Below are 25,424 nucleotides of genomic sequence, written 5' to 3'. Positions count from 1 at the left end.
GCCGGATGGGCTTTTTTGCGTCTGTGCGGGGTGAAAACCGCCGGATGCACCGGACTGAATGTATGTTGTAGGCCTGATAAGCGCAGCGCATCAGGCACTCCCGATGGCATTTTGCCGGATGCGGCGTTCCGCCTTATCCGGCCTACAACTCTCTACATCATTACCCGAGCACCAGTTTCAGTAGCGGATACGGCCGCCCGAGATCGTCTACTTCCGTGCGTCCTGTCACTTTAAAGCCCATCTTCTTATAAAACCCCACCGCTTGATCATTTTGTTCGTTAACGTCAGTCGTCAGTGTCGCTGCTAACGATAAAGCATGTTCAATCAGCAGTTTACCGACACCGCTACCGCGCATATCCGGATCAACAAACAGAGCATCTATATGCTGTTCGGTCAGCAGCATAAATGCGACTGGCTCATCCTTTTCCGTTACCGCAACCCAGAGCGGAGCTTCTGGCAAAAACGAACGTACCAGCTCTTCCAGCTCAATTCGGTAATCAGGTGAGAGAAAATGGTGCGTGGCATCGACTGAACGACACCAGATAGAAACTAACTTCTCGCCTTCGTCCCGGCGTGAACGACGAATGGTCAGGGCCATAGCATTCTCCTTTTATGTTAACTGCACTATTCTACAGCAAGGAACCGTGAAACTTTCTCAACTTGAACATGCAAGCTCGACATTCATATGATTCCTGGGTATCTTCAGCTATCTGGATGTCTAAACGTTTAAGCGTATGTAGTGAGGTTATCAGGTTATGCCAATTCGCGTGCAGGACGAGCTACCCGCCGTCAGTTTCTTACGTGAGGAAAACGTCTTTGTCATGACGACATCCCGCGCTTCTGGCCAGGAAATTCGTCCACTGAAGGTACTTATCCTCAACCTGATGCCCAAGAAGATTGAAACGGAAAACCAGTTCCTGCGTTTACTGTCGAACTCCCCCCTGCAGGTGGATGTTCAGCTGTTACGCATTGATGCCCGCGAGTCACGCAACACGCCAACGGAACATCTGAATAACTTCTACTGTAATTTCGAGGATATCAGCGATCAGAACTTTGACGGGCTGATCGTGACCGGTGCACCACTGGGCCTGGTTGAGTTTAACGATGTGGCATACTGGCCGCAGATTAAACAGGTGCTTGAGTGGGCCAAAGATCACGTCACATCGACGCTATTTGTCTGTTGGGCGGTACAGGCCGCACTGAATATTCTTTATGGCATTCCAAAGCAAACCCGCACAGACAAACTCTCTGGCGTTTATGAGCACCATATTCTGCATCCTCATGCGCTGCTGACGCGTGGTTTTGATGATGCGTTTCTGGCTCCGCACTCTCGCTATGCCGATTTCCCTGCTGCACTTATCAGGGACTACACCGATCTTGAGATCTTTGCGGAAACAGAGGAAGGGGATGCCTACCTGTTTGCCAGCAAAGATAAGCGTATTGCCTTCGTGACGGGTCATCCGGAATATGATGCCCACACATTGGGTAGCGAGTATTTTCGGGATGTAGAGGCGGGTTTAACACCGGAAGTACCGTATAACTACTTCCCCAAAAATGATCCGCAAAACAAACCGCGAGCGACCTGGCGTAGTCATGGCAATTTGCTGTTTACCAACTGGCTCAACTATTACGTCTACCAGATCACGCCATATGATCTGCGTCACATGAATCCAACGCTGGATTAATCTTCTGCGGTAAACGATCCTTAAGCGTTTCAGCATGTTGAATCAGGCACCTTCGGGTGCCTTTTTTATTTCCGAAATGCACCTCACGGTGTAATTAATTTTTATTTTTATTGTTATCAATAGGTTAATTGATAATTAAATTAAAAATGGAAATTGTTTTTGATTTTGAAATTTAAATGGGTAGTCTTAGTTGTGCTGAACGAAAACCGCACAACGATCCTTCGTTCGCATTGGGGATGTGTTTGGATCAATGACGAGGAACTACGCAATGAATCAACAGGCAACAACAACCGATGAGCTGGTCTTTACCAGGCCGCATGGCGAGCAGGAACAGCAAATTCTGACTGCAGAGGCGGTTGAGTTTCTGACTGAACTGGTGACACGATTTACGCCAAAGCGCAATAAACTTCTCGCTGCTCGTATCCAGCAGCAGCAGGATATTGATGACGGTAAGTTGCCTGACTTTATTTCGGAAACAGCTTCCATTCGTGAAGGTAACTGGAAAATTCGCGGAATTCCTGATGATTTACTGGATCGCCGTGTAGAGATCACCGGGCCCGTTGAGCGCAAGATGGTGATCAACGCACTGAATGCGAACGTCAAAGTTTTTATGGCTGACTTTGAAGATTCGCTGGCACCTGAATGGAGCAAAGTTATCGACGGGCAGATCAACCTGCGCGATGCGGTCAATGGCACCATCAGCTACACCAACGAAGCCGGTAAAATTTACCAACTTAAACCTGACCCGGCCCTGCTGGTGTGTCGTGTGCGCGGTCTGCATCTGCCGGAAAAACACGTCACCTGGCGTGGCGAATCTATCCCTGGCAGCTTGTTCGACTTTGCCCTCTATTTCTTCCACAACTACAAAACGTTGCTGGCAAAAGGTAGTGGTCCCTATTTCTATTTACCAAAAACACAGGCCTGGCAAGAAGCCGCCTGGTGGAGCGAAGTATTCAGTTATGCAGAAGACCGCTTTAATCTGCCGCGCGGTACCATTAAAGCCACGCTGCTGATTGAAACGCTGCCGGCCGTCTTCCAGATGGATGAAATCCTGCATGCCCTGCGTGACCATATTGTGGGTCTGAACTGCGGCCGCTGGGATTACATTTTTAGCTATATCAAAACGCTGAAGAATCACCCGGATCGCGTGCTGCCTGACCGTCAGGTGGTGACGATGGATAAGCCTTTCCTCAGCGCCTATTCACGTCTGCTGATTAAAACCTGCCACAAACGCGGTGCCTTTGCGATGGGCGGCATGGCCGCGTTCATTCCCAGTAAAGACGCCGAGCGTAACAACCAGGTTCTGGCCAAAGTAAAAGCCGATAAATCGCTGGAGGCAAATAACGGTCATGACGGGACCTGGGTTGCACACCCTGGGCTGGCTGATACCGCGATGGCGATTTTCGATGAGGTACTGGGCGATAACAAAAACCAGCTGTTTGTGACCCGCAATGAAGATGCACCGATTACCGCAGAACAACTATTAGCGCCTTGTGAAGGTGAGCGTACTGAAGAAGGCATGCGCGCCAACATCCGTGTCGCGGTGCAGTACATCGAAGCGTGGATCTCAGGCAACGGCTGCGTACCGATTTACGGTCTGATGGAAGATGCGGCCACCGCCGAAATCTCCCGTACTTCCATCTGGCAGTGGATCCACCACCAGAAGACGCTCAGCAACGGCAAGCCGGTTACCAAACCGCTGTTCCGTCAGATGCTGGCCGAAGAGATGCTGGTGATTCAGGACGAGCTGGGCGAGCACCGCTACAGCAGCGGGCGTTTTGATGATGCCGCGCGCCTGATGGAGCAAATCACTACCTCTGATGAACTGATCGATTTCTTGACCCTGCCAGGCTACCGCCTGCTGGCGTAATCCACCACATAACAATATGGAGCATCTGCACATGAAAACCCGTACTCAACAAATCGAAGAATTACAGAAAGAATGGACTCAACCGCGCTGGGAAGGCATCACCCGTCCATATAGCGCGGAGGAAGTGGTGAAATTACGTGGCTCGGTTAACCCGGAATGCACGCTGGCGCAGCTTGGTGCAGCGAAAATGTGGCGTTTACTGCACGGTGAGTCGAAGAAAGGGTATATCAACAGCCTTGGTGCGCTGACAGGGGGTCAGGCACTGCAGCAGGCGAAAGCGGGCATCGAGGCAGTCTATCTTTCTGGCTGGCAGGTCGCGGCGGATGCCAACCTGGCGTCCAGCATGTACCCGGACCAGTCACTGTATCCGGCGAACTCTGTCCCGGCAGTGGTGGACAGGATCAACAACACTTTTCGTCGTGCGGATCAGATCCAGTGGTCAACCGGTATTGAGCCGAACGATCCGCGCTACGTGGATTACTTCCTGCCGATCGTGGCCGATGCGGAAGCGGGTTTTGGCGGCGTACTGAACGCGTTCGAACTGATGAAGTCGATGATTGAGGCCGGTGCAGCGGCCGTTCACTTCGAAGATCAGCTCGCATCCGTCAAAAAATGCGGTCATATGGGCGGCAAAGTGTTGGTGCCGACCCAGGAAGCCATCCAGAAACTGGTAGCCGCTCGCCTGGCGGCTGACGTGATGGGCGTACCGACACTGGTGATTGCCCGTACCGATGCCGATGCGGCAGATTTGATCACCTCTGACTGTGATCCGTACGACAGTGAATTCATCACTGGCGAACGCACCAGTGAAGGCTTCTACCGTACGCATGCGGGTATTGAGCAGGCGATCAGCCGTGGTCTGGCGTATGCGCCGTATGCGGACCTGGTATGGTGTGAAACTTCCACGCCAGATCTTGAGTTGGCTAAGCGTTTTGCCGATGCGATCCACGCTAAGTACCCTGGCAAACTGCTGGCCTATAACTGCTCGCCGTCATTTAACTGGCAGAAAAATCTGGACGATAAAACCATCGCCAGCTTCCAGCAGCAGCTGTCTGACATGGGCTATAAATACCAGTTCATTACCCTGGCGGGCATCCACAGCATGTGGTTCAACATGTTCGACCTCGCACATTCCTATGCGCAGGGCGAAGGCATGCGCCACTACGTTGAGAAAGTTCAGCAACCAGAATTTGCTGCAGCCAAAGACGGGTATACCTTCGTTTCCCATCAGCAGGAAGTGGGGACAGGCTACTTCGATAAAGTGACTACCATCATTCAGGGTGGCGCCTCTTCAGTGACCGCATTAACGGGCTCTACTGAAGAATCGCAGTTCTGATCACTGCCCGGTGGCGATGCGCTTACCGGGCCTACAAAAGAATGTAGGCCGGATAAGCGAACGCGCCATCCGGCATGACGTTGTGCCGGATGGGAGAAATCGATGTCGCGTGGCCTGGAATTACTGATTGCTCAAACCATCCTGCAAGGCTTTGACGCGCAGTATGGTCGATTTCTGGAAGTTACCTCTGGCGCGCAGCAGCGTTTTGAACATGCCGACTGGCATGCTGTTCAACAGGCGATGAAAAGTCGTATCCACCTTTACGATCATCATGTGGGTCTGGTGGTGGAACAACTGCGCTGTATTACTGACGGTAAAAGCACCGACGCGGGTTTTTTACTTCGCGTGAAAGAGCACTATACCCGGCTATTGCCGGACTACCCTCGCTTCGAGATTGCGGAGAGCTTTTTTAACTCCGTGTATTGTCGGTTATTTGACCACCGCTCGCTGACTCCCGAGCGGTTGTTTATTTTCAGCTCTCAGCCAGAACGTCGATTTCGCACTATCCCACGCCCGTTGGCGAAAGACTTTTTCCCCGATTCTGGTTGGGAATGGCTGCTCACGCGTGTCCTCAGCGATCTCCCTTTGCGTCTGCCGTGGCAGAACAAACAGCGAGATATCCACTACATCATCGGACACCTGACGGAAACCTTTGGCGGGGAGGTGTTGTCGCGCTGCCATTTACAGGTGGCAAACGAACTGTTTTATCGCAACAAAGCTGCGTGGTTGGTCGGGAAGCTCATTACACCTTCGGGGACGTTGCCCTTTCTATTACCGATACACCGTACTGATGAAGGCGAGCTGTTTATCGATACCTGCCTGACCACGACGGCGGAAGCCAGTATCGTGTTCGGCTTCGCCCGCTCCTATTTTATGGTTTATGCGCCACTGCCCGCAGCAACGGTGGAGTGGCTGCGTGAGATACTACCCGGCAAAACCACCGCTGAACTGTACATGGCGATTGGCTGCCAGAAGCACGCGAAAACGGAAAGCTATCGTGAATATCTGCTCTATCTTGCCGGGAGCGATGAACAGTTTATTGAAGCGCCGGGCATTCGCGGCATGGTGATGCTGGTGTTTACACTGCCGGGCTTCGACCGGGTCTTTAAAGTCATCAAAGACAAATTTGCACCGCAGAAAGAGATGTCGGCTGCCCATGTTCGGGCTTGCTATCAACTGGTAAAGGAGCACGATCGTGTCGGTCGGATGGCGGATACCCAGGAGTTCGAGAACTTTGTGCTGGATAAACGGCAAATCGACCCGGCGCTGATGGCGCTGTTGTTACAGGAAGCACCGGAAAAAATTACCGACCTCGGCGATCAGATTGTGATTCGCCATCTGTATATCGAAAGGCGGATGGTACCGCTGAATATCTGGCTGGAGCAGGTTGAAGGCCAGCAACTGCGTGATGCCATTGAAGAGTATGGCAACGCGATTCGCCAACTGGCAGCGGCCAATATTTTCCCCGGCGATATGTTGTTTAAGAACTTCGGCGTGACCCGTCACGGGCGGGTGGTGTTCTACGATTACGATGAAATCTGCTACATGACGGAAGTGAATTTCCGCCACATCCCGCCACCGCGTTATCCGGAGGATGAGATGAGCGCAGAGCCGTGGTACAGCGTGTCGCCGGGTGATGTCTTCCCGGAAGAGTTTCGCCACTGGCTATGTGCCGATCCGCGTATCGGACCCTTATTTGAAGAAATGCACGCCGAGCTATTTAGCGCCGACTATTGGCGGGGTTTGCAAACGCGGATTAAAAACGGACATGTGGAAGATGTTTACGCCTACCGGCGCAAACAGCGTTTCAGCGTGCGTTATGAAACCGATCGTAGGCCGGATAAGGCCTTTGCGCCGCCATCCGGCAATGTGCGCCGTGCCTGATGCGCTACGCTTATCAGGCCTACAAATCTGCCCTAACCCTGGACAGTAGGCCGGGTAAGGCGTAGCCGCCACCCGGCAACCCCATCTTAACGAAACCCGCCGTACGCCAGTGTAACTTCTTTTGCTGCTTTGATAGCCAGTGCGCCAAACTCGGTAACGCGGTCGTCGGTAATACGTGAGATTGGCCCTGAGATAGAGATGGCGGCGAACGGCTCGCGGTGCTCGTCATAGATGCACGATGCCACGCAGCGCAAACCCAGCGCATGTTCTTCATCATCAAACGAATAGCCACGTTTGCGTGTTTGCGCGAGATCTTCTTTCAGATGGACGGGAGAAACCAGCGTGGCGTGAGTGTAGGCGTGTAATCCTTTTCGGTGCAGCAGGCCGGTAACCTGTTCTTCGCTCAGTTGGGATAAAAACGCCTTACCCGCGCCGGAGGCATGCATCGGCAGTTTGCCACCGATGGGAGCAGACATACGCATCAGCTGTGTACACTGAACCTGGTCGATAATAATGGCCTGATGGTCGCTCTGATCCAGCACGGCCAGATTTACCGTCTCACCAGAGTCTTCCATTAGCTTGCGCAGAATCGGGTGAACAATCGCCAGCAGGTTGCGGCTTTGCAGAAAGCTGCTGCCAACAATAAACGCATGTGCGCCCACGGCCCAGTGGCCTAATTCACCCACCTGACGGACAAAACCCTGCTGCTGCATGGTCGTCAATAACCGGTGAGTGGTGGAGTTAGGCAAGCCAGCCTGTTGCGCCAGCTCGGTCAGCGCTACGCTACCGTTGGATTCTGCAATCCACTCAAGCAGTTTCAGGCCTCGGGTCAAAGATTGAACCTGCCCGGTTGCAGGCGTAGTAGTGGCAGCGGGTTTTCTACCGCGTTTCGCGGGGACAGTGGCAACCATGGCAGACTCCTTTTCTGTATCGTGGAAATCATTTTCGTTTTATTCGATTATAATGCAAGAATTCCTGCACTGATCGGATGAGTGAAGCTGAACATGTCTCATGTTGCCCGTTGTTTGCTTTTCCGTCTCTCAGGTTTGTGCCAGTATGACCTGTTGAGTTTTTTTCGGTCTGGTTGAGCGTCGTCGGGAGCGAGTGTGAGCAGCAAAGTTGAACAATTACGTCAGCAGTTAAAAGAACGTATTCTGGTATTGGACGGCGGTATGGGTACCATGATCCAGGGTTACCGTCTGAGTGAAGAAGATTTCCGCGGTGAACGCTTTGCCGACTGGCCATGCGATCTAAAAGGCAACAACGACCTGTTGGTGCTTAGCAAACCGGATGTGATAACCGCGATTCATAACGCCTACTTTGAAGCAGGCGCGGATATCATCGAAACCAACACCTTTAACTCTACGACTATCGCCATGGCGGATTACCAGATGGAATCCCTGTCGGCGGAAATCAACTTTGCCGCGGCGAAACTGGCGCGCGCCTGCGCGGATGAGTGGACGGCCCGTACACCGGAAAAACCGCGCTACGTCGCTGGCGTACTGGGCCCAACCAACCGCACGGCATCTATCTCGCCAGACGTAAATGACCCGGCTTACCGCAATATTACCTTTGATCAGCTGGTGGCCGCCTACCGCGAATCCACCAAAGCGCTGGTGGAAGGCGGCAGTGACCTGATCCTGATTGAAACTGTTTTCGATACCCTCAACGCCAAGGCGGCGATTTTTGCGGTGAAAACAGAATTTGAAGCACTGGGTATTGAACTGCCGATCATGCTCTCCGGCACGATAACCGATGCCTCCGGACGTACACTCTCCGGCCAGACTACCGAAGCGTTTTATAACTCGCTGCGCCACGCCGATGCGCTGACCTTTGGTCTGAACTGCGCATTAGGCCCGGACGAGCTGCGCCAGTATGTGCAGGAGTTGTCGCGCATTGCCGAATGCTACGTGACCGCACACCCAAACGCCGGTCTGCCAAATGCCTTTGGTGAGTATGATCTCGATGCTGACACCATGGCGGCGCAAATCCGTGAATGGGCCGAAGCGGGCTTCCTTAACGTGGTGGGCGGGTGCTGCGGTACCACACCGGAACATATCGCCGCCATGAGCCGCGCGGTGGATGGCTTACCACCGCGCCAGTTGCCGGAGATCCCGGTAGCCTGTCGTCTGTCCGGCCTTGAGCCGCTGAACATCGGTGACAACAGCCTGTTTGTGAACGTCGGCGAGCGTACCAACGTCACCGGTTCGGCGAAATTTAAGCGCCTGATTAAAGAAGAGAAGTACAGTGAAGCGCTGGACGTGGCCCGCCAGCAAGTGGAAAGCGGTGCACAGATTATCGATATCAACATGGATGAGGGGATGCTTGACGCCGAAGCGGCGATGGTGCGTTTCCTCAACCTGATCGCTGGGGAACCGGATATCGCCCGTGTACCGATTATGATCGACTCCTCGAAGTGGGACGTCATCGAAAAAGGGCTGAAGTGCATTCAGGGTAAAGGCATCGTTAACTCTATCTCGATGAAAGAAGGGGTAGAAACCTTTATTCACCACGCGAAGCTGCTGCGTCGCTATGGTGCGGCGGTGGTGGTGATGGCCTTTGATGAACAGGGGCAAGCGGATACCCGTGCACGTAAAATCGAAATTTGCCGTCGGGCGTACAACATTCTCACCGAAGAGGTGGGTTTCCCGCCGGAAGACATCATCTTCGACCCGAACATCTTTGCGGTTGCAACGGGTATTGACGAGCACAACAACTATGCTCAGGACTTTATCGGTGCGTGCGAAGATATTAAACGTGAACTGCCGCATGCACTGATCTCTGGCGGCGTCTCCAACGTATCGTTCTCGTTCCGTGGTAACGACCCGGTGCGTGAAGCCATTCACGCGGTTTTCCTCTACTACGCCATACGTAACGGCATGGATATGGGGATCGTCAACGCCGGACAGCTGGCGATTTATGACGACCTGCCCGCCGAGCTGCGCGATGCGGTTGAAGACGTGATCCTTAACCGCCGTGACGATGGCACCGAACGACTGCTGGAGCTGGCTGAGAAATATCGCGGCAGTAAAACTGACGACACGGCGAACACCCAACTGGCGGAATGGCGTAGCTGGGACGTGAAAAAACGCCTCGAGTACTCGCTGGTGAAAGGCATTACTGAATTTATTGAGCTGGATACCGAAGAAGCGCGTCAGCAGGCTGCGCGTCCGATCGAAGTTATCGAAGGGCCGCTGATGGACGGTATGAACGTCGTTGGCGACCTGTTCGGTGAAGGCAAAATGTTCCTGCCGCAGGTAGTGAAATCCGCCCGCGTAATGAAGCAGGCAGTGGCCTACCTTGAGCCGTACATTGAGGCCAGCAAAGAGAAAGGCTCCAGCAACGGTAAGATGGTCATCGCGACCGTGAAGGGCGACGTGCATGACATCGGCAAAAACATCGTGGGCGTGGTGCTGCAATGTAACAACTACGAAATCGTTGATCTGGGTGTGATGGTGCCGGCGGAGAAAATCCTCAGAACGGCGCGTGAAGTGAATGCCGACCTGATTGGTCTCTCGGGGCTGATTACTCCGTCGCTGGATGAAATGGTCAACGTGGCGAAAGAGATGGAGCGCCAGGGCTTTACCATTCCGCTGTTGATTGGCGGAGCGACCACCTCCAAAGCGCATACCGCGGTGAAAATCGAGCAGAACTACAGTGGCCCGACGGTGTATGTGCAAAACGCCTCGCGTACCGTTGGCGTCGTTGCCGCGTTGCTTTCCGATACCCAGCGTGACGATTTTGTTGCCCGTACGCGTAAAGAGTACGAAACCGTGCGTATCCAGCATGCGCGTAAAAAACCGCGCACCCCACCGGTAACACTGGCTGCAGCGCGTGAAAACGATCTGGCATTTGACTGGGAAAGCTATACCCCGCCGGTGGCCCACCGTCTGGGCGTGCAGGAAGTCGAGGCCAGCATCGAAACGCTGCGCAATTACATCGACTGGACGCCATTCTTTATGACCTGGTCGCTGGCTGGAAAATATCCACGTATCCTGGAAGATGAAGTGGTGGGCGAAGAGGCAAAGCGCCTGTTCAAAGATGCCAACGATATGCTGGATAAACTCAGCGCTGAGAAGACGCTGAATCCGCGTGGCGTTGTTGGTCTGTTCCCGGCCAACCGTGTTGGTGATGATATCGAGATCTACCGTGATGAAACACGGACGCACGTGCTTAACGTGAGTCATCATCTGCGTCAGCAAACGGAAAAAGTGGGTTTCGCCAACTATTGCCTGTCTGACTTCGTGGCACCGAAACTGAGCGGCAAGGCGGATTATATCGGTGCTTTTGCGGTCACTGGTGGTCTGGAAGAAGACGCGCTGGCGGATGCTTTCGAAGCGCAGCATGACGACTACAACAAGATCATGGTGAAAGCGATAGCCGACCGTCTGGCTGAAGCGTTTGCGGAATATCTGCATGAGCGCGTGCGTAAAGTCTACTGGGGTTACGCGGCGAACGAAAACCTCAGCAATGAAGAGCTGATCCGTGAGAACTACCAGGGGATTCGCCCGGCACCGGGTTATCCGGCGTGTCCTGAGCACACCGAAAAAGCCACCATCTGGGAACTGCTGGATGTGGAAACGCACACCGGGATGAAGCTGACCGAGTCCTACGCCATGTGGCCAGGCGCATCGGTCTCTGGCTGGTATTTCAGTCATCCGGACAGCAAGTACTACGCCGTGGCGCAAATCCAGCGCGATCAGGTTGAAGACTATGCGTTCCGTAAAGGGATGAGCGTAGCGGAGGTTGAGCGCTGGTTAGCGCCGAATCTCGGCTACGATGCCGATTGATTCACAAAACTGTCATCTTTCTTTACAACAAACAGGGCGCTCAATGAGTGCCCTGTCTCTTTATTACGTTTAAACCCTTATACTGAAAGAAGGTTCATTGGTACTGCTTGCCGGATGGCGCATTTTTGTCGGCCTGATAAGCGTAGCGCCATCAGGCGGTACGTCATGGCGATGAACCTCAGGAACATATAAATATAAGGAGAACCTGATTCCGTGCTAACTCTGTTACACCTGCTTTCTGCTGTTTCTATGCTGGTCTGGGGTACGCATATTGTGCGTACCGGCGTGATGCGTGTCTTTGGTGCCCGTTTACGCACTGTGCTCAGCCGTAGTGTTGAAAAGAAGCCGCTCGCCTTTTGTGCGGGGATCGGCGTGACTGCTCTGGTGCAAAGCAGCAACGCTACCACTATGCTGGTGACCTCGTTCGTCGCGCAGGACCTGGTGGCGCTTACCCCTGCGTTAGTCATTGTGCTGGGTGCCGACGTGGGGACCGCGCTGATGGCGCGTATCCTGACCTTCGATCTCTCCTGGCTGTCGCCCTTGCTGATTTTTATCGGCGTCATTTTCTTTCTTGGGCGCAAGCAATCTCGTGCCGGACAGCTGGGCCGGGTAGGTATTGGTCTGGGGTTGATTTTGCTGGCGCTGGAGCTGATTGTGCAGGCGGTAACGCCGATCACTCAGGCCAATGGTGTACAGGTGATTTTCGCCTCGCTCACCGGCGATATCATGCTCGATGCGCTGATTGGCGCCATGTTCGCGATTATCAGTTACTCCAGTCTGGCAGCAGTCTTGCTGACGGCAACGCTGACCGCGGCGGGCATTATCTCGTTCCCGGTGGCGCTGTGCCTGGTGATTGGGGCCAACCTCGGCTCTGGCCTGTTGGCGATGCTCAACAACAGCGCTGCGAATGCCGCTGCTCGTCGTGTGGCGCTCGGCAGCCTGCTGTTTAAGCTGGTGGGCAGCCTGATTATCCTGCCGTTTGTTCATCCGTTGGCGAATTTGATGGATGAGCTGCCGCTGCCGAAATCTGAACTGGTTATCTACTTCCACGTGTTCTACAACCTGGTGCGTTGCGTGGCGATGGTACCGTTTGCCGAACCGATGGCGCGTTTTTGTAAACGTATTATCCGCGATGAACCCGAACTGGACGCGCATCTGAAACCTAAGCATCTGGATGTCAGCGCGCTGGATACACCAACGCTCGCTCTGGCGAATGCTGCCCGCGAAGCCCTGCGTATTGGTGATGCGATGGAGCAAATGATGGAGGGGTTGAAGAAGGTGATGCATGGCGAACCGCGCGAAGAAAAAGAACTGCGCAGGATGGCCGATGACATCAACGTATTGTATACGGCCATCAAGCTCTATCTGGCACGCATGCCTAAAGATGAGCTGGCGGAAGAAGAGTCGCGTCGCTGGGCAGAAATTATCGAAATGTCGCTCAACCTCGAGCAGGCTTCCGATATCGTTGAACGTATGGGCAGCGAGATTGCCGATAAGTCGCTGGCGGCGCGGCGGGCATTTTCCGTCGAAGGGTTAAAAGAACTGGATGCGCTCTACGATCTGCTGCTCAGTAACCTGCAACTGGCAATGTCGGTGTTCTTCTCTGGCGATGTGACCAGCGCCCGCCGCCTGCGGCGTAGCAAGCATCGCTTTCGTATTCTGAATCGTCGTTATTCGCATGCTCACGTCGACCGCCTGCATCAGCAGAACGTGCAGAGCATTGAGACCAGCTCTCTGCACCTGGCGTTACTGGGCGATATGCAGCGTCTGAATTCACTGTTTTGCTCCGTGGCTTACAGCGTGCTGGAACAGCCGGATGAAGATGACGAGCGTGAGTACTAACGAGGACAGGTGAAATGTTGCCCAGTGGCGCAGCCCGGTAGGCCGGATAAGGCGTTTACGCCGCATCCGGCAATGTGCGCTGAACTGCCTGATGGCGCTGCGCTTATCAGGCCTACAGTTGTAGCCCGGATAAGACAAAGCCGCCATCCGGCATCAGACAACCCATCAACTAAAAGCAGTGACCTGCTTCAACGGCAACCACCTCTTCACCTGCTTTAAAGATGTACGTGGTGTTCGGGCCACCAAGAACGGACTTACCGTTACTCACCTTAATCCAGTTCCCTTCCGGCAGGCCAATCACCGTCAGCTCTGGTGCTACTACCAGCAGCTCGCGAATACGCTGTTCACGCGTTTCGCCTTTGTGGCCTTCCGGCAGTGCATTGGTGAAGTGCGGGTTAATCTGCAGCGGGAACAGACCCAGCGCATCAAAACCTTTAGGATCAACAATCGGCATGTCGTTGGTAGTGCGGATGGTCTGGCAGGCAAGGTTGGAACCCGCGCTCCAGCCGATATACAGCGCACCGCGTTTGACGACATCCACAATCGGGGCCAACAGACCGCGTTCGCGGCTTTCCTTCAGTAACTGGAAGGTATTACCCCCGCCGACAATCACCAGCTCTGCGTTTTCAATAGCGGCAATCGGATCGGCAACGGTATGAATTCCCGTAACATTGACGCCCATTGGCGCAAAGATGGCTGCCGTTTTCGCCGTGTACTCATCCCAGGTTTGCGTCACACCGGCAAACGGAATAAACACCGCAGTTTGGCGACCATTCAGCTGCTCAGCAATTAGCGGCAGCGCATGTTCCATCCAACCTTTGCCCGGCAGCGTCGAGTTACTCAATAAAAGCAGTTCCATCATTTCTCCATGTAATCAGAAAATTACAAACCGCGGTAATGCTACCACTGTCAGTGTAACACCTTACTGATATGGCTCACGATGTTGGAAGGGGGAGAGAAGCTGGGGCTATTTTTTAAGTGTCAATTCAATACCGAGTACCTTCATCACTGCAAGTGTGGTTTTCAGCGTCGGGTTACCTTTCTCACTAAAAGAGCGATAAAGCTGCTCGCGGGATAATCCCGTTTCTGCTGCGATGTTCGCCATTCCCTTAGCACGAGCCACCACGCCCAGTGCTTTTGCAATGTACGCTGCATCACCTGTTTCGAGGGCATCGGCCATAAACACGGCAATTTCTTCATCATCAACCAGCGCAGTCGCGGGATCGTAGTGAGTAAGTTTATTCATGGCAGAAGATCTCCTGTGAATCCAGTGAACGAGCGAGCATTCTCCAACAGGTTTAACATCACCAGCTAAACCATTGGCCAAACGAAAAAGGCGTGTGGCAATGAGCGTTTTAGCTCTCCTGTCCCGTAGGTTTTGCTCCCAACGCAGGAAAACCATTGTCTGAAGAATTTCCATGATGACGCTCCATGTATTTTATAAACTACATTATGAATTGACAAGTTGAGACCAGAGAGTAAAAAAATGGGGAGTAAGGGGAAATGCTTGCTGGAGGAAACAGGAAAGTGTCTCGCAATAATACGTAGTTTTTCAGGACGCTGCGGTTGATACGAGAAACGATAACAGGGGAGAAGGGCGGCTTTGTGCCAGAAGCGGAAGTAGCTAACAACAGTCTGTGTGAGCAACTGAGGGCAGGTCAAAATGGATTAAGTTGTGGTTAAAGTAGCCAACAAGATAAAACGAGCTGCTCCTTTTGATTGTTATTAGAATTTTTTGGAAAGTTCCTCCATATGCCAGAGCACTGAAATTTTCTCAAGTGAGATCTTTATGCAGCCAGCACAAACGAAGCATGGACTGGCTAAACTGAAGCCTGCGATGATCTGAAACTCTCTAGATTTCAGTCTATGGCCCAGCGTATATTGTGTTTTTCTCATTAAAATCACGACGGCTATTAGTAATGGACTTACTCGACACACCGGAGCGCTGGGCAATTATCAGACTCGCAACGATCTCGCCCCCGAAAGGCAAGGGACCAGCCAGATTATTGTTCGCCACTGTGACTGCGCTTGCCCCAGAGAGAATGCCGCCTCCTCCAATGGCTGGGGTTGACCGGATTCGCGTCAAAAGATCTGATGAAAATATTTATTTTCGGCGAGCATTACTTTCAGAATCAGAGGCACTGGAATGGTACCGTTCTCTGAGTGATGGTTTTTCTAAAACTCCCTTACCTACTCGTGAAGTGGACAGGGATGAAAAATACGATGGGATAAAGTTTTTTGTCGGCCCATTATTTGATGAAAAACCTTGGCCTCAGATGAGTTTGCCCATTGGAGAGGGTTTTTTCAGCTTACCCTCTGCAGAAAATGACCCAGCTCCCTTTATTGGCAGCATGACATCCTGCATACACCGCCGGTTCAGTACTGGTGCCCAGGAATTTGAGCATTTTTTACTTGATGATCGAGCCTGCGCTTTTATAGCCAGTCGTATGCACATAAATTTTCGCACCTATCAGGAGTATCTTGGCAGTGCGTGTTATGTCAGCCCACAACCTGTCATCCGTCAGATTGAAAATTTCATAACGGAAGATACAACTACCGGCGAAGAATCGTTGTTCTTTCGTTTTGTCCCCAGACCCGGTCAGACAGTGCAAGGGCTTCAACTCACTACGTTTGATAAGGATATGAATCTACTGACAGACTTCCAGACGCTGTCGTTGCCGGAGGATGGGATCGTCCAGCAGATGAAAGGGACATGTGATGGTGAATATGGATACGTACTCCGCTCTCAGGAACATGGGATACTGGCTTTCAGTGCTCCCGCGCCTTTCCTCCGTAGTATTAATGTAGGTATGGGGGTTGCTGACAGAAATCAGCACATCATTGACGTTCCTATCGATGATTCTCCAGGCTCACCCCGTATGACTTATCACGCTTCACGGAGCACGCTTCACAACACCACTTCAGTGGTAGTCAATAAAACAGAACCGCTAAGGTACAGAGCGTTACGGCGTGAGCAGCATATTCGGCGTGAACGAAAGCTCCAGGCTGATACACAAGGTCAGCGGTGGTTCAATGATGATAGCCGTATAGACGCAATGCGCTTTTTCCATTCCCTTATTCAGGGAGCAAAAAAACAAATTATCATTGCTGATCCCTATTTCAGCGGGCTTCAGTTCGCTCAGTATTTATACAAAGTGAGTTCTCCGGAAGTCATTGTAGACATTCTCACCACGAGTAAATCTTTCAAAGGAAAATCTTATGAAGAAAAGGCCTCAGCCTTCAGCCAAACAATTGATCATCTTCGCCAGACGCAACATATAACCGTTAACACATATATTCTTCCAGGCAACCTCTTGCACGATCGCTTTGTGGTTATTGACAGCGAGGTCTGGTTTTCTGGAAATTCACTGAATTCATTTGGTAAACAGGCTTCCGTAATCGTTAAGCTCCCAGACCCACAGCCAATTATTGATAACCTCAAGAAACTGAAGACTAGGGGGCAGCCTATAGACGTCTACTTTAATGTGAATACAGGCGATCGTTCGGATAAGGTGGATGAATAATATGGGAAGATTTTCATCTCCAGTCCAAGTGCCCGTTCCAAGTCCAAGAACACTTCCTGCACAGGCAATTTATTGGGGGTGCGTGCCGGACGGTGATCCTGAACGGTTTCCGCCAGACATAAGCGCATTGCATCAACGCCGAGGCTTAAGTTCCCCTCTCCCCTTGTCACATTTTGTCGAGGCAGTTAAACAAGCTAAAAACCGAGTCTGGATAATGGATAGCCATTTCTTGTCCTCACCCAGCGATAAAATCAAACAGGATGATTATGTGCTTGATATTGCAGGATGGTTTCACCCTCGGATTGATGCCACTGATATACGCATTCTGACATGTCATGATCCTGGATTTGGTGCTTCTCAGCGCTCCATTTTTGATGTCCTTGTTGGTGACATAAATCAGAGGCGCGCTTCCGGACAAACGAAGTTTTCCTTAGTCATCAGGGAAAAAATGGATAACGATTTAATACATGACCGCTTTGCAATAATTGATGATGAACTCTGGCACTTCGGGGCGACCGTCGGTGGCTTTCATACCTCTCTGAGCGCGGTCAGCAGGGGCTGGTGTGCGATAGAAACTGGTGCTGCAGATTTCTTTAATTTGGCCTGGAAGGTGATGGTGTGAATGAACTAGTAGAATGGCCTGACATTAGTCGTAAAAATTATTCAGCAGTCAGCGAACCAGCCTCTTCAGCGGATTCGTTTTTTTCTTGGCTGATTTCGTTTGATGGCTTACTGGAGAATGCTGTAGCGGATCTGCAGCACGCATTTATCGCAAATCAAACCGATGCGGAACTGCTTATTGCGTCATGGTGTGATGGTAACACTCAAGACACTGATGATGAGTTCATTGTTCCTCTGTTCTGCGCGAAGATTCTTAATCTGTATCCGGATATTCAAACCTGGGAAAAAGTGCGCAACCTGGCAGCGAATTCGGTTGTCGTTGAGTATGGATTACGAAATGCTATGCTGGCGCTCTGCAAACAGAACTCTGACGTTGAAGAAATATATGTTCAACTGATAACCTCTGTTTTTAACGCCATTGAGTGCGGAAAACTCACCCCGTCTTTTCACCGACAACGAAATGATAATGCCAATCGTCTTTCCGCCTGGGCGAACACTCGTGAAAAGCTTGAACAAGTCTGGCGCGGCATACACCTGGCAGATCCCACAGGTTTTCAGGAGGCTGAGCTGTTTGCACTGCTGGCCGATATTGATTTCGAGAAACTGATAGCTCTTCTGAATTCATCAGAAAACCCATTTTTGCTTGATTCTATCCTGATGGTCTCAGGTGCTGGAATGTTTTCACCCCGGCTTGAACGATGGAAAAGATTGGCAGCTAGCGCGGCTCCTGCGTTTTCTGATGAGGGTGAGTGGAACGAAAATATACTCCTGCCCCTGTTACTTTCGCACGTTATGTCGAGATTGCAGGAACTTCCTCACCAGCTTTTGAAACGAGAGAAAGTCCCAGAAGACATTTTCAGGGCCGAACTGGAGGAGTTGACGGAAATTATTGCCAAAACGCTGAGCGTTCGTCCCGACTACGCCGGAATTGTAACCCGCTGGTCGGCATGGTTAACGCGCCAGATTCTGCTGGATGACCGGGGAGGCGAAGATCTATCCCGCCCGAGTTTCGCATATTCACTGCTAAATGATGCATTGGGCAGAAAAGCCTCAGCCATATCCTTACCCGATAGCAGCCCACCCCAGGCCCCTGCATGGGAAGTCCTCAGCTATTATGCTGCCCGTTCTAACTATGCTCATGACAACAGCTATCCTCTACAGGATGTAACCATCTTTAATCGGTTATGGCGTCCGGAATCCAGTGAAATCAGCAAGGTGGCATTGGATCAATTATCCTCACGCCTCTCAATGTTTTACAGGAGAGAAGGACAACCTTTTCCTGGGCTCGCTTCTCATCTGTTTGCCTTCCCGCTTGTCCAACAGGGCAATACAGCTGAAGAATGGCTGACCTTGTGGAATTCAGCTTATTTAATCAGGGAGGTTGCGGAATTCGGCATTGCTGATTCGCCTTCAGAAAAATATACGTTACGCCATCAGGTAGGTGAGATGCTTTTAGTGTTGTGTACGACGGGTATTGCTGCGCTGGACCAGCTTGCAGGGCTATACACCGATGGGCAACAGAGCTATCAGCAGGACGTTATTGACCTGCACCAGCATCTGTATGATGCCGTGACAGAGATGATGACTATTGATGACACCATCAATACCAAATACTGGAAGGAAGCCTATCTGCATCTTTGCCTAAGGCGTGCCATCTGGGACAACTCTTTGGGGGATTCTTCAACAAAATCGCTGTTCGTTCCATCAGAATACCCGACGTTCAATCAATACCTTCGCTATTATCGTTCTGACCTGAAGGATATGATTGTTATGCTTTCAAGCTGTATGAGAAATAGTATCAGTCCTGCGGCTCTAAAAGCGGTTCTTCTTGAATCAGACATCGAACTGTCCCAAATAATCGACCATTTAAAGAAATTAAATGGCATTGATGGGCAGCGTTACCCGCTCAATCAAAAGGAAATAGAGAGCCTCCACCCTCTGCTGTAGTACCGGGTCCGGCAGACGTCACATAAGACTTTGCCGACGGCCTCTTCTCTAAGAATTAGCACCGTCATCCTTTCTGAAAATATTGCTCCCTTACGAGCTATAGACACGGAAGTATGTGAATCACGCATCGTCTAAAAAGGAGTTTTGCACTCATGCAATTTGTAACTAATGGACTGGCCTGCTCTCCGTTATCTCATATAAAGGGGTAATAGAAATGTCCGTTGCTCGCTCTAAACAGACCTTCAGAAAAGCGATATAAACTACTGCCTGTTACACTTCAATTCCTTTCTGTTTCAGCTCTTTTCTAATCACACGTTTAATCCAGGCTGCCAACGATTCATCGCCATCCTGTCGTTGTGCTTCTTCCATCGCTTTGCGCAGTTCCGGATCCAGACGGAATTGAAACGGGGGATTGCCTCTTCTTTCGTTCATGTGTATTGACACCTTAATTACATGAGATGTGTGATGACACACTACTCTTACATGTCATAAATACCAACTTCTAAACTTCAATCCCTTTCTGCTTCAGTTCTTTCCTGATAATGCGCTTAATCCATGCGGATACTGAAGCGTCACCATCCATTGAAAGCGCTTTCTGAATCCCTGCTTCCAGTTCCGGCTCGACACGTAATGCGATTTGTTTGTTGCCTTTCTTTTTGAATTCTACCGTTGACATGTGTCTGACACCTGATTTACATTGATGATCGTAAGACAAGTGTAAGTCAATTGTCTTACAGAAACAACGAAGCCCGGCAGTGCGCGAACACATACCGAGCTTCTAACCACAACATTATACGAGGTAATGCTATGGCTGATGCTAATAGTACCACTAACGCCTGTTTTGCGTCTTCTGCTCTCATTTCACAGGCCGATCTGCTTTATTTTCCACTCGCCGAGGCGTTCCGCAATCTTGATTGCAGCCATCTCACTACCGAAGAAAATCTGGCGCTATCGTTTGGCTGTGAAGAGGCGCTGGCGGGGTTGTACCAGACGCTGAATTTTATGGGCGAAAGCCTGCTGACCATGGCGGGTGAAGGTCAGGAACATTTTGCGTATGAGAGCATATGCCAGTTAGGACACAGTCTGGTAAACATCAGCCAGTTGATTCCCGCGCTGGCGCAATTGGAAGCGAAAGCTGACCAGCAATTGTTTGCTGTTGCATAGTACCTAAAATAAACAGAGCGCCCATCCCTGGCGCTCTGTTCCTGCTTTTTTACCCCGCCCGCGCAAATTTTGCCGCTTCGGCGATTAGCGCGTTATCCGGGCGTACGCCGGTGTACATGGCGAACTGCTCTACGGCCTGTAAGGCAATCACCTCTGCACCGCTGATGGTCTTTTTACCCAACTGCTGTGCCAGCTTAATCACCGGTGTTTCCGGCGGCAGGGCGACGACGTCAAACACCACGCTGGCGGCAGCGACCATTGCTTCGCTGTAGGCCAGTTCATCGCTCTCTTTACCGCCTGCCATGCCGACGGGCGTCACGTTGACCAGAATATCGCAGGCAATCCCTTCCGGCTGCGGTTGCCACTGAAAACCGTACTGTTTTGCCAGCGCCGGGCCGCTCTCACGGTTACGGGCGGCGATGATGACATCGTGAAAACCAGCATCGCGAAATGCGGCAATGACCGCTTTACCCATTCCACCGCTGCCGCGGATCATAACGCGCGCGTGGTTATCAAGCTGGTGGCTGGCAATCAGGCTTTTTACCGCAATGTAGTCGGTGTTAAATCCTGTCAGCGTGCCGTTGTCATTGACGATAGTGTTGACGGAATCAATGACGCTTGCGGAAGGGTCGATGGCATCCAGAAACGGCATGCAACTCTCTTTAAACGGCATCGATACCGCACAGCCGCGGATCCCGAGTGCGCGAACGCCTTTCACTGCGGCCTCAATATCCTGCGTAGTAAAGGCTTTGTAGATAAAATTTAATCCTAACTTTTCATACAAATAGTTGTGAAAACGTGTGCCAAAGTTGCCGGGGCGACCGGCCAGCGACATGCACAGTTGGGTGTCGCGGTTAATCATGTTAAATCTCCTCGGCGTGAGACAATACGTACTGTTCGGCTTCCTGTGACCAAATCCCCTGATGACGTTCCAGGATATCGCGCAGGGCCGGATCGTCAATCTGCGTGAGTGCGGTTAGCGGTAACGCTTTGCCAGTGTAGACCAGCTTTTTCCCACCACCGACTTTTGGCAGCTCCAGCGTTGTTTCACCAGCCGCATTCAGCCCCAGAATGTGCGTCACCACTTTTGCGGCCTGAACCTTCTTCTCTTCGATCAGTTTTACCGCCGCGCGCATATCGTCGGTATTGCCGCCAGACGTGCCAACGTAATGGGTGAAAGCATAATGCACATCGTAGAAGTTAATTGGCGCACTGAACTGCTTATCCTGCGGGCCGGCAAAGAAATTCATGCAGCCATCGGCGGCCAGCAGGGAAGAGGCCAGTGTGACCAACTGTTCATTGGGCACAAACACAAAGATGTCGTCAAACCCGTGACCGCCGCTCAGCGCCATCAGCGTGTCGTAAGCCGCATCCTGGGCGTGGAGATAGTGGATCAGCGTTTGTGGCTCAGAAGGATAGTGTTTGCGGGCGTAGCTCAACTTGTCGTTATTGGTGTCAGTCACTACCAGCAGCGCCGGATTGACCGGGCCGTGCAACGCATAATCGATTGCCAGCAATCCCATTGGCCCGGTACCGCCGAGGATCAGCGTGCGCCCTTGCGGGCGAATGCCCATCTTATGGTTGTAAGTGCCTTCCTGCAGATGATAGTTGGCATTGAATGCGCCAATCACGCAGGAAAGCGGCTCAACCAGCGAGCCTTCAAAATAGGTTTCACCTTCGTAGGCCAGCAGGCAATCCTGCTCCATCACTTCATTGGGTATGATGACGTGCGTGGCTTCGCCGCCCACCCACGGGAAGGAGTAGCCGGGGCAGTCCGGGCGATCCGGCAGTTGCAGGTTAGCCTGAATAACATAGCGTTGGCCGGGCTGAAACTTATGCTGCCATTTTTTCCCCACGGCGAGAATATCGCCGCAGAACTCGTGGCCGATGATAATCGGGTTGGTGGCCACATCGTCTGGTACCTTTTTGTGATTCTCACCCTGGTTAGCCTCTTTCCAGGAAGAAAGGCACAGGCTGTCGGTCACGACCGAGGCCAGAATTTCATCATCCTGCATTTCGGGAAGGTCGAAGGTTTCCAGGCGCAGATCGCGTTTACCATAAAGGCGTAAAGCTGTTGTTGCTTGCATTGTTACCACCTCTTCCTCTTTCGAGGACAATTTGTTGACGTTGCCCCGACATCGCCGGGGCGGAAAAATCAGGACAGGAAGCCCAGCGCGTTACCGATAATCCCCAGTGCAAACAGGGCGAATATCAGCCATACCGGATTAATTTTCTTGTTGAGTAGCCGCACCATCAGCAGCGTCAGACCCAGCGCCAGCAGGCCAGGGCAGAGCTGATCGAGTATGTTCTGCACGGTCATGGTGACGGTGGTGCCGTCTGCGCCTGGCGTTTGCGATACCACCAGCGGCACGTTGATGCTGGTCCACTTGGTGACCAGCACCCCCATCACAAACAGACCAAGAATTGATGCCCCTTCGGTCAGTTTTTGCAGCAGGTTACCGCCCATGTCGCTGACGATGTTGACCCCTTTACGAAAGCCAAGCTGTAAGCCGTACCACTTCATCGCCAGACGCACTGCGTTGAAAATAAAGAAGAACAATAGCGGGCCGAGAATGTTACCGGACAGCGCCAAAGACGCGCCAAGCGCGGCAGTAATCGGGCGCAATGTTCCCCATACCAACGGATCGCCGACGCCGGCGAGTGGGCCCATCAGCCCGACTTTGATGCCGTTGATCGCGCCATCGTCAATTTCCGCGCCATTGGCACGCGCTTCTTCCATCGCGGCGGTCACGCCAATTACCGGGCCACACACGGCAGGTGTGGTGTTGAAGAACACCAGGTGGCGTTTGAGCGCCGCGACCTGGTCTTCCTTCAGCGGATACAGGCGCTTAATGGCTGGGATCATGTCGTAGCAAAAGCCCAGTCCATGAATACGTTCAAAGTTGAATGACGCCTGTTGCAGGTTGGAGCGAACAAACATGCTAAACAGGTCGGATTTGGTCAGTTTTTTCTGTTCCATGGTCGGCTCCATTAGTCATCAAGCTGATCGAGAGCTTGAGAAGAGGCGGCTTGCGCCTGCGGTTCGGCTTTACGCCACTGCGGGTTCAACTGGATGTAGACCAGCGCGATAATCACGCCCACGCCACCGAAAGCCAGCAGACTCAAATCGAGATAACCCCCGGCGATAAACCCGAGGAAGAAGAAGGGCATCAGGTACTTCACGCCCATCATGCGCAGCACCATGGCGTAACCGACCACCACGATAAAACCACCGGCAATCTGCAACCCGTGCGTGACGAAGTCCGGAATGGCGTTCAGCATGTTGCTGACCATATCGGCGCTGACAAACAGCGAGACGATTAATGCAGGAATGGCGACACGCAGCGCCTGTACGCCGAGCGCGGAAACGTGGAGCATATCGATGGTGCGAAAGCGTGCGTCTTCCGCGGCTTTATCCGCCGCATGCTGAAATACCACAGTGATGGTGCGAGCGAATACCGTCAGCACCTGGCCTGCCGCCGCGACCGGCAGGGCGATGGCGATACCGGTAGCGATACTCTGTTGCCCGACGATAACCAGAATGGCGGAGATAATACTGGCGAGCGCCGAATCGGGGGACTGCGCGGCACCGACGTTCATCCAACCCAGAGCAATCAACTCCAGCGTGCCGCCGAGCATAATCCCGGTTTTTAAATCACCAAGGATCAGGCCGATAACGGTACAGGCGATGAGCGGGCGGTGGGTCTGGAATTCATCCAGCACGCTGCCCATTCCGGCAATACAGGAAAATATAAATATGGCGATAATTTGTAGGGTACTAATTTCCATAATCTGTCACCTTAAGGGTATAACGATCCCTGCCTGTTACGGCATATTTCTACAGGCGCTATTTATTATTCGCTAACGGACTGCTCTTTTATTTTCTCAATAATATTAATTGCTGGGTCGGAGGCAACGACGCGTAAATCCAGTTTCACTCCCAACTGATCCAATTGATGAAAAGCATTAATATCGTCATCATCTAAAGAAACGGCTTTGGTTAATTGTTTTTTACCCGGTCGCCAGGCCATGCCGCCAATATTTAAGGTGGCGATTTTTACCCCTTGCTTAACCATGGCCAGTGCATCCTGCGGACGGGTAAAGAGATAAAAAACGGTTTCATTCTGATATTGCGGATTATGATAAACCGCCACCGCCTTTTCGATATTCACGACGTTGACCTTCATCCCCGGCGGGGCGGCCTGGCGTAATAATGTTCGGCGAACTTCATCGTTATATACCTCATCATTGCAGATAATAATCCGCTGGGCGTTTGCCACTTTCGACCAGACGGTAGTGACCTGGCCGTGGATCAGGCGGTCATCAATACGGGCAAGGGTAATGTTCATCAAAAATCCTCTTCGGTCGTTGCCAGATGCTGCCAGACAACGCAGGTTTGTTGAGCAATGGTCGTCAGGTGTTCGCACAGTTCATCCACATTCATACTGCTCTGGTTGTCAACCAGCTCCAGTGCCAGCGGCAGCGACAACCCGCTAATAACGCGTATCGCCGGGTTGTGCATCGCCAGCGTCGCGGCGGCATTCCATGGACTGCCACACTGTAGATCGACGGCAATCAGCCATTCATCATTAGTGTGAACGCTTACTAACTTTTTCAGCTTTGCCACGATGTCGCTGGCGTTCTCGCCGGGGACAAATGTTACCGCTTCAACGTTGGCGTCGCCGTAGACCATTTGCACCGATTCCAGCATGGCGCAGGCCAGTTTGCCGTGGGCGCAGAAGATTGCATTGACCATAAAAC

22 protein-coding genes are annotated in these 25,424 nt (G+C 52.1%); 10 read left to right on the top strand and 12 right to left on the bottom strand.

What is annotated here, in order from left to right; translation table 11 throughout:
- Window positions 1-160 precede the first annotated feature (160 nt).
- Window positions 161-598: an acetyltransferase gene (locus NNO03_RS08790; protein ID WP_271449306.1), complete on the bottom strand. Its 438-nt coding sequence runs from the start codon at window positions 596-598 to the stop codon at window positions 161-163.
- A 157-nt stretch (window positions 599-755) separates the two neighbouring features.
- Between NNO03_RS08790 and metA the strand changes: the two genes are divergently transcribed.
- From metA to aceK, 4 genes are all read left to right on the top strand, one after another.
- Window positions 756-1,685: a homoserine O-succinyltransferase gene (gene metA, locus NNO03_RS08785; RefSeq protein WP_271441888.1), complete on the top strand. Its 930-nt coding sequence runs from the start codon at window positions 756-758 to the stop codon at window positions 1,683-1,685.
- 268 nt (window positions 1,686-1,953) lie between these two features.
- Window positions 1,954-3,555: a malate synthase A gene (gene aceB / locus NNO03_RS08780; RefSeq protein WP_271441889.1), complete on the top strand. Its 1,602-nt coding sequence runs from the start codon at window positions 1,954-1,956 to the stop codon at window positions 3,553-3,555.
- Window positions 3,556-3,586: 31 nt separating this feature from the next.
- The gene (gene aceA / locus NNO03_RS08775) at window positions 3,587-4,891 is read left to right on the top strand and encodes an isocitrate lyase (RefSeq protein WP_003826506.1); all 1,305 of its coding nucleotides are present in this window, start codon (window positions 3,587-3,589) and stop codon (window positions 4,889-4,891) included.
- 102 nt (window positions 4,892-4,993) lie between these two features.
- Window positions 4,994-6,775 carry a bifunctional isocitrate dehydrogenase kinase/phosphatase gene (gene aceK / locus NNO03_RS08770; RefSeq protein WP_271441890.1) on the top strand — a complete coding sequence of 594 codons (1,782 nt, stop codon included), beginning with the start codon at window positions 4,994-4,996 and terminating at the stop codon, window positions 6,773-6,775.
- 86 nt (window positions 6,776-6,861) lie between these two features.
- On the opposite strand, the gene iclR is transcribed toward aceK, so the two are convergent.
- Window positions 6,862-7,686, bottom strand: coding sequence for a glyoxylate bypass operon transcriptional repressor IclR (iclR, locus tag NNO03_RS08765; RefSeq protein WP_137381219.1), 825 nt, complete (start codon window positions 7,684-7,686; stop codon window positions 6,862-6,864).
- Between the two features lie 195 nt (window positions 7,687-7,881).
- Between iclR and metH the strand changes: the two genes are divergently transcribed.
- Both metH and NNO03_RS08755 read left to right on the top strand, forming a co-directional pair.
- Window positions 7,882-11,565 (top strand): methionine synthase, encoded by a 3,684-nt coding sequence (gene metH / locus NNO03_RS08760; RefSeq protein ID WP_271449305.1) that lies wholly within the window; start codon window positions 7,882-7,884, stop codon window positions 11,563-11,565.
- A 213-nt stretch (window positions 11,566-11,778) separates the two neighbouring features.
- Window positions 11,779-13,407 (top strand): Na/Pi cotransporter family protein, encoded by a 1,629-nt coding sequence (locus NNO03_RS08755; RefSeq protein ID WP_271441892.1) that lies wholly within the window; start codon window positions 11,779-11,781, stop codon window positions 13,405-13,407.
- Between the two features lie 169 nt (window positions 13,408-13,576).
- Here the strand turns inward: NNO03_RS08755 and pepE are convergent, their stop codons facing one another.
- Window positions 13,577-14,266: a dipeptidase PepE gene (gene pepE, locus NNO03_RS08750; RefSeq protein ID WP_271449310.1), complete on the bottom strand. Its 690-nt coding sequence runs from the start codon at window positions 14,264-14,266 to the stop codon at window positions 13,577-13,579.
- 108 nt (window positions 14,267-14,374) lie between these two features.
- Window positions 14,375-14,653 (bottom strand): addiction module antidote protein, encoded by a 279-nt coding sequence (locus NNO03_RS08745; RefSeq protein ID WP_032942057.1) that lies wholly within the window; start codon window positions 14,651-14,653, stop codon window positions 14,375-14,377.
- 673 nt (window positions 14,654-15,326) lie between these two features.
- Here NNO03_RS08745 and NNO03_RS08740 point away from each other — a divergent pair.
- From NNO03_RS08740 to NNO03_RS08730, 3 genes are read left to right on the top strand one after another with little or no spacing between them, the layout of a single operon-like run.
- Window positions 15,327-16,931 (top strand): VPA1262 family N-terminal domain-containing protein, encoded by a 1,605-nt coding sequence (locus NNO03_RS08740; protein ID WP_271449304.1) that lies wholly within the window; start codon window positions 15,327-15,329, stop codon window positions 16,929-16,931.
- Window positions 16,924-17,553, top strand: coding sequence for a hypothetical protein (locus NNO03_RS08735; protein ID WP_271449303.1), 630 nt, complete (start codon window positions 16,924-16,926; stop codon window positions 17,551-17,553). Before NNO03_RS08740 ends, NNO03_RS08735 begins: the two co-directional genes overlap by 8 nt.
- Complete coding sequence (locus tag NNO03_RS08730; protein ID WP_271449302.1) at window positions 17,550-19,499, top strand: hypothetical protein; 1,950 nt, start codon at window positions 17,550-17,552, stop codon at window positions 19,497-19,499. The genes NNO03_RS08735 and NNO03_RS08730 overlap by 4 nt, the downstream gene beginning before the upstream one ends.
- A gap of 270 nt (window positions 19,500-19,769) precedes the next feature.
- Here the strand turns inward: NNO03_RS08730 and NNO03_RS08725 are convergent, their stop codons facing one another.
- Window positions 19,770-19,931, bottom strand: a complete 162-nt coding sequence (locus NNO03_RS08725) for a phage protein (protein ID WP_003841416.1) — start codon at window positions 19,929-19,931, stop codon at window positions 19,770-19,772.
- 70 nt (window positions 19,932-20,001) lie between these two features.
- Window positions 20,002-20,175, bottom strand: a complete 174-nt coding sequence (locus NNO03_RS08720; RefSeq protein ID WP_012905930.1) for a hypothetical protein — start codon at window positions 20,173-20,175, stop codon at window positions 20,002-20,004.
- A gap of 131 nt (window positions 20,176-20,306) precedes the next feature.
- On the opposite strand from NNO03_RS08720, the gene NNO03_RS08715 reads away from it, so the two are divergent.
- Window positions 20,307-20,663, top strand: a complete 357-nt coding sequence (locus tag NNO03_RS08715; RefSeq protein ID WP_271441896.1) for a hypothetical protein — start codon at window positions 20,307-20,309, stop codon at window positions 20,661-20,663.
- Between the two features lie 49 nt (window positions 20,664-20,712).
- On the opposite strand, the gene NNO03_RS08710 is transcribed toward NNO03_RS08715, so the two are convergent.
- The 6 genes from NNO03_RS08710 to NNO03_RS08685 form a co-directional block, all read right to left on the bottom strand.
- Window positions 20,713-21,525: a shikimate 5-dehydrogenase gene (locus NNO03_RS08710; RefSeq protein WP_271449301.1), complete on the bottom strand. Its 813-nt coding sequence runs from the start codon at window positions 21,523-21,525 to the stop codon at window positions 20,713-20,715.
- Between the two features lies 1 nt (window position 21,526).
- A complete protein-coding gene (gene sorE / locus NNO03_RS08705; protein WP_271449300.1) occupies window positions 21,527-22,750 on the bottom strand; it encodes an L-sorbose 1-phosphate reductase in 1,224 nt (407 codons plus the stop codon).
- Window positions 22,751-22,818: 68 nt separating this feature from the next.
- Window positions 22,819-23,643 (bottom strand): PTS system mannose/fructose/sorbose family transporter subunit IID, encoded by an 825-nt coding sequence (locus NNO03_RS08700; protein WP_003031641.1) that lies wholly within the window; start codon window positions 23,641-23,643, stop codon window positions 22,819-22,821.
- Between the two features lie 11 nt (window positions 23,644-23,654).
- Window positions 23,655-24,452: a PTS mannose/fructose/sorbose transporter subunit IIC gene (locus tag NNO03_RS08695; protein ID WP_271441899.1), complete on the bottom strand. Its 798-nt coding sequence runs from the start codon at window positions 24,450-24,452 to the stop codon at window positions 23,655-23,657.
- A gap of 65 nt (window positions 24,453-24,517) precedes the next feature.
- A complete protein-coding gene (locus NNO03_RS08690) occupies window positions 24,518-25,012 on the bottom strand; it encodes a mannose/fructose/sorbose PTS transporter subunit IIB (protein ID WP_271449299.1) in 495 nt (164 codons plus the stop codon).
- Window positions 25,012-25,419 carry a mannose/fructose/sorbose PTS transporter subunit IIA gene (locus NNO03_RS08685; RefSeq protein ID WP_271441901.1) on the bottom strand — a complete coding sequence of 136 codons (408 nt, stop codon included), beginning with the start codon at window positions 25,417-25,419 and terminating at the stop codon, window positions 25,012-25,014. The genes NNO03_RS08690 and NNO03_RS08685 overlap by 1 nt, the downstream gene beginning before the upstream one ends.
- Window positions 25,420-25,424 lie beyond the last annotated feature (5 nt).

The sequence above is a fragment of the Citrobacter sp. Igbk 16 genome, from assembly GCF_028069755.1.
Lineage (GTDB): Bacteria > Pseudomonadota > Gammaproteobacteria > Enterobacterales > Enterobacteriaceae > Citrobacter.
This window is presented reverse-complemented; position numbering and strand designations above follow the sequence as displayed.

Bases quoted from the DNA above. Each gene is read 5' to 3' on its own strand.
- NNO03_RS08790 (WP_271449306.1), bottom strand. From the start codon at position 598: ATGGCCCTGACCATTCGTCGTTCACGCCGGGACGAAGGCGAGAAGTTA.
- metA (WP_271441888.1), top strand. From the start codon at position 756: ATGCCAATTCGCGTGCAGGACGAGCTACCCGCCGTCAGTTTCTTACGT.
- aceB (WP_271441889.1), top strand. From the start codon at position 1,954: ATGAATCAACAGGCAACAACAACCGATGAGCTGGTCTTTACCAGGCCG.
- aceA (WP_003826506.1), top strand. From the start codon at position 3,587: ATGAAAACCCGTACTCAACAAATCGAAGAATTACAGAAAGAATGGACT.
- aceK (WP_271441890.1), top strand. From the start codon at position 4,994: ATGTCGCGTGGCCTGGAATTACTGATTGCTCAAACCATCCTGCAAGGC.
- iclR (WP_137381219.1), bottom strand. From the start codon at position 7,686: ATGGTTGCCACTGTCCCCGCGAAACGCGGTAGAAAACCCGCTGCCACT.
- pepE (WP_271449310.1), bottom strand. From the start codon at position 14,266: ATGGAACTGCTTTTATTGAGTAACTCGACGCTGCCGGGCAAAGGTTGG.
- NNO03_RS08745 (WP_032942057.1), bottom strand. From the start codon at position 14,653: ATGAATAAACTTACTCACTACGATCCCGCGACTGCGCTGGTTGATGAT.
- NNO03_RS08740 (WP_271449304.1), top strand. From the start codon at position 15,327: ATGGACTTACTCGACACACCGGAGCGCTGGGCAATTATCAGACTCGCA.
- NNO03_RS08735 (WP_271449303.1), top strand. From the start codon at position 16,924: ATGAATAATATGGGAAGATTTTCATCTCCAGTCCAAGTGCCCGTTCCA.
- NNO03_RS08725 (WP_003841416.1), bottom strand. From the start codon at position 19,931: ATGAACGAAAGAAGAGGCAATCCCCCGTTTCAATTCCGTCTGGATCCG.
- NNO03_RS08720 (WP_012905930.1), bottom strand. From the start codon at position 20,175: ATGTCAACGGTAGAATTCAAAAAGAAAGGCAACAAACAAATCGCATTA.
- NNO03_RS08715 (WP_271441896.1), top strand. From the start codon at position 20,307: ATGGCTGATGCTAATAGTACCACTAACGCCTGTTTTGCGTCTTCTGCT.
- NNO03_RS08710 (WP_271449301.1), bottom strand. From the start codon at position 21,525: ATGATTAACCGCGACACCCAACTGTGCATGTCGCTGGCCGGTCGCCCC.
- sorE (WP_271449300.1), bottom strand. From the start codon at position 22,750: ATGCAAGCAACAACAGCTTTACGCCTTTATGGTAAACGCGATCTGCGC.
- NNO03_RS08700 (WP_003031641.1), bottom strand. From the start codon at position 23,643: ATGGAACAGAAAAAACTGACCAAATCCGACCTGTTTAGCATGTTTGTT.
- NNO03_RS08695 (WP_271441899.1), bottom strand. From the start codon at position 24,452: ATGGAAATTAGTACCCTACAAATTATCGCCATATTTATATTTTCCTGT.
- NNO03_RS08690 (WP_271449299.1), bottom strand. From the start codon at position 25,012: ATGAACATTACCCTTGCCCGTATTGATGACCGCCTGATCCACGGCCAG.
- NNO03_RS08685 (WP_271441901.1), bottom strand. From the start codon at position 25,419: ATGGTCAATGCAATCTTCTGCGCCCACGGCAAACTGGCCTGCGCCATG.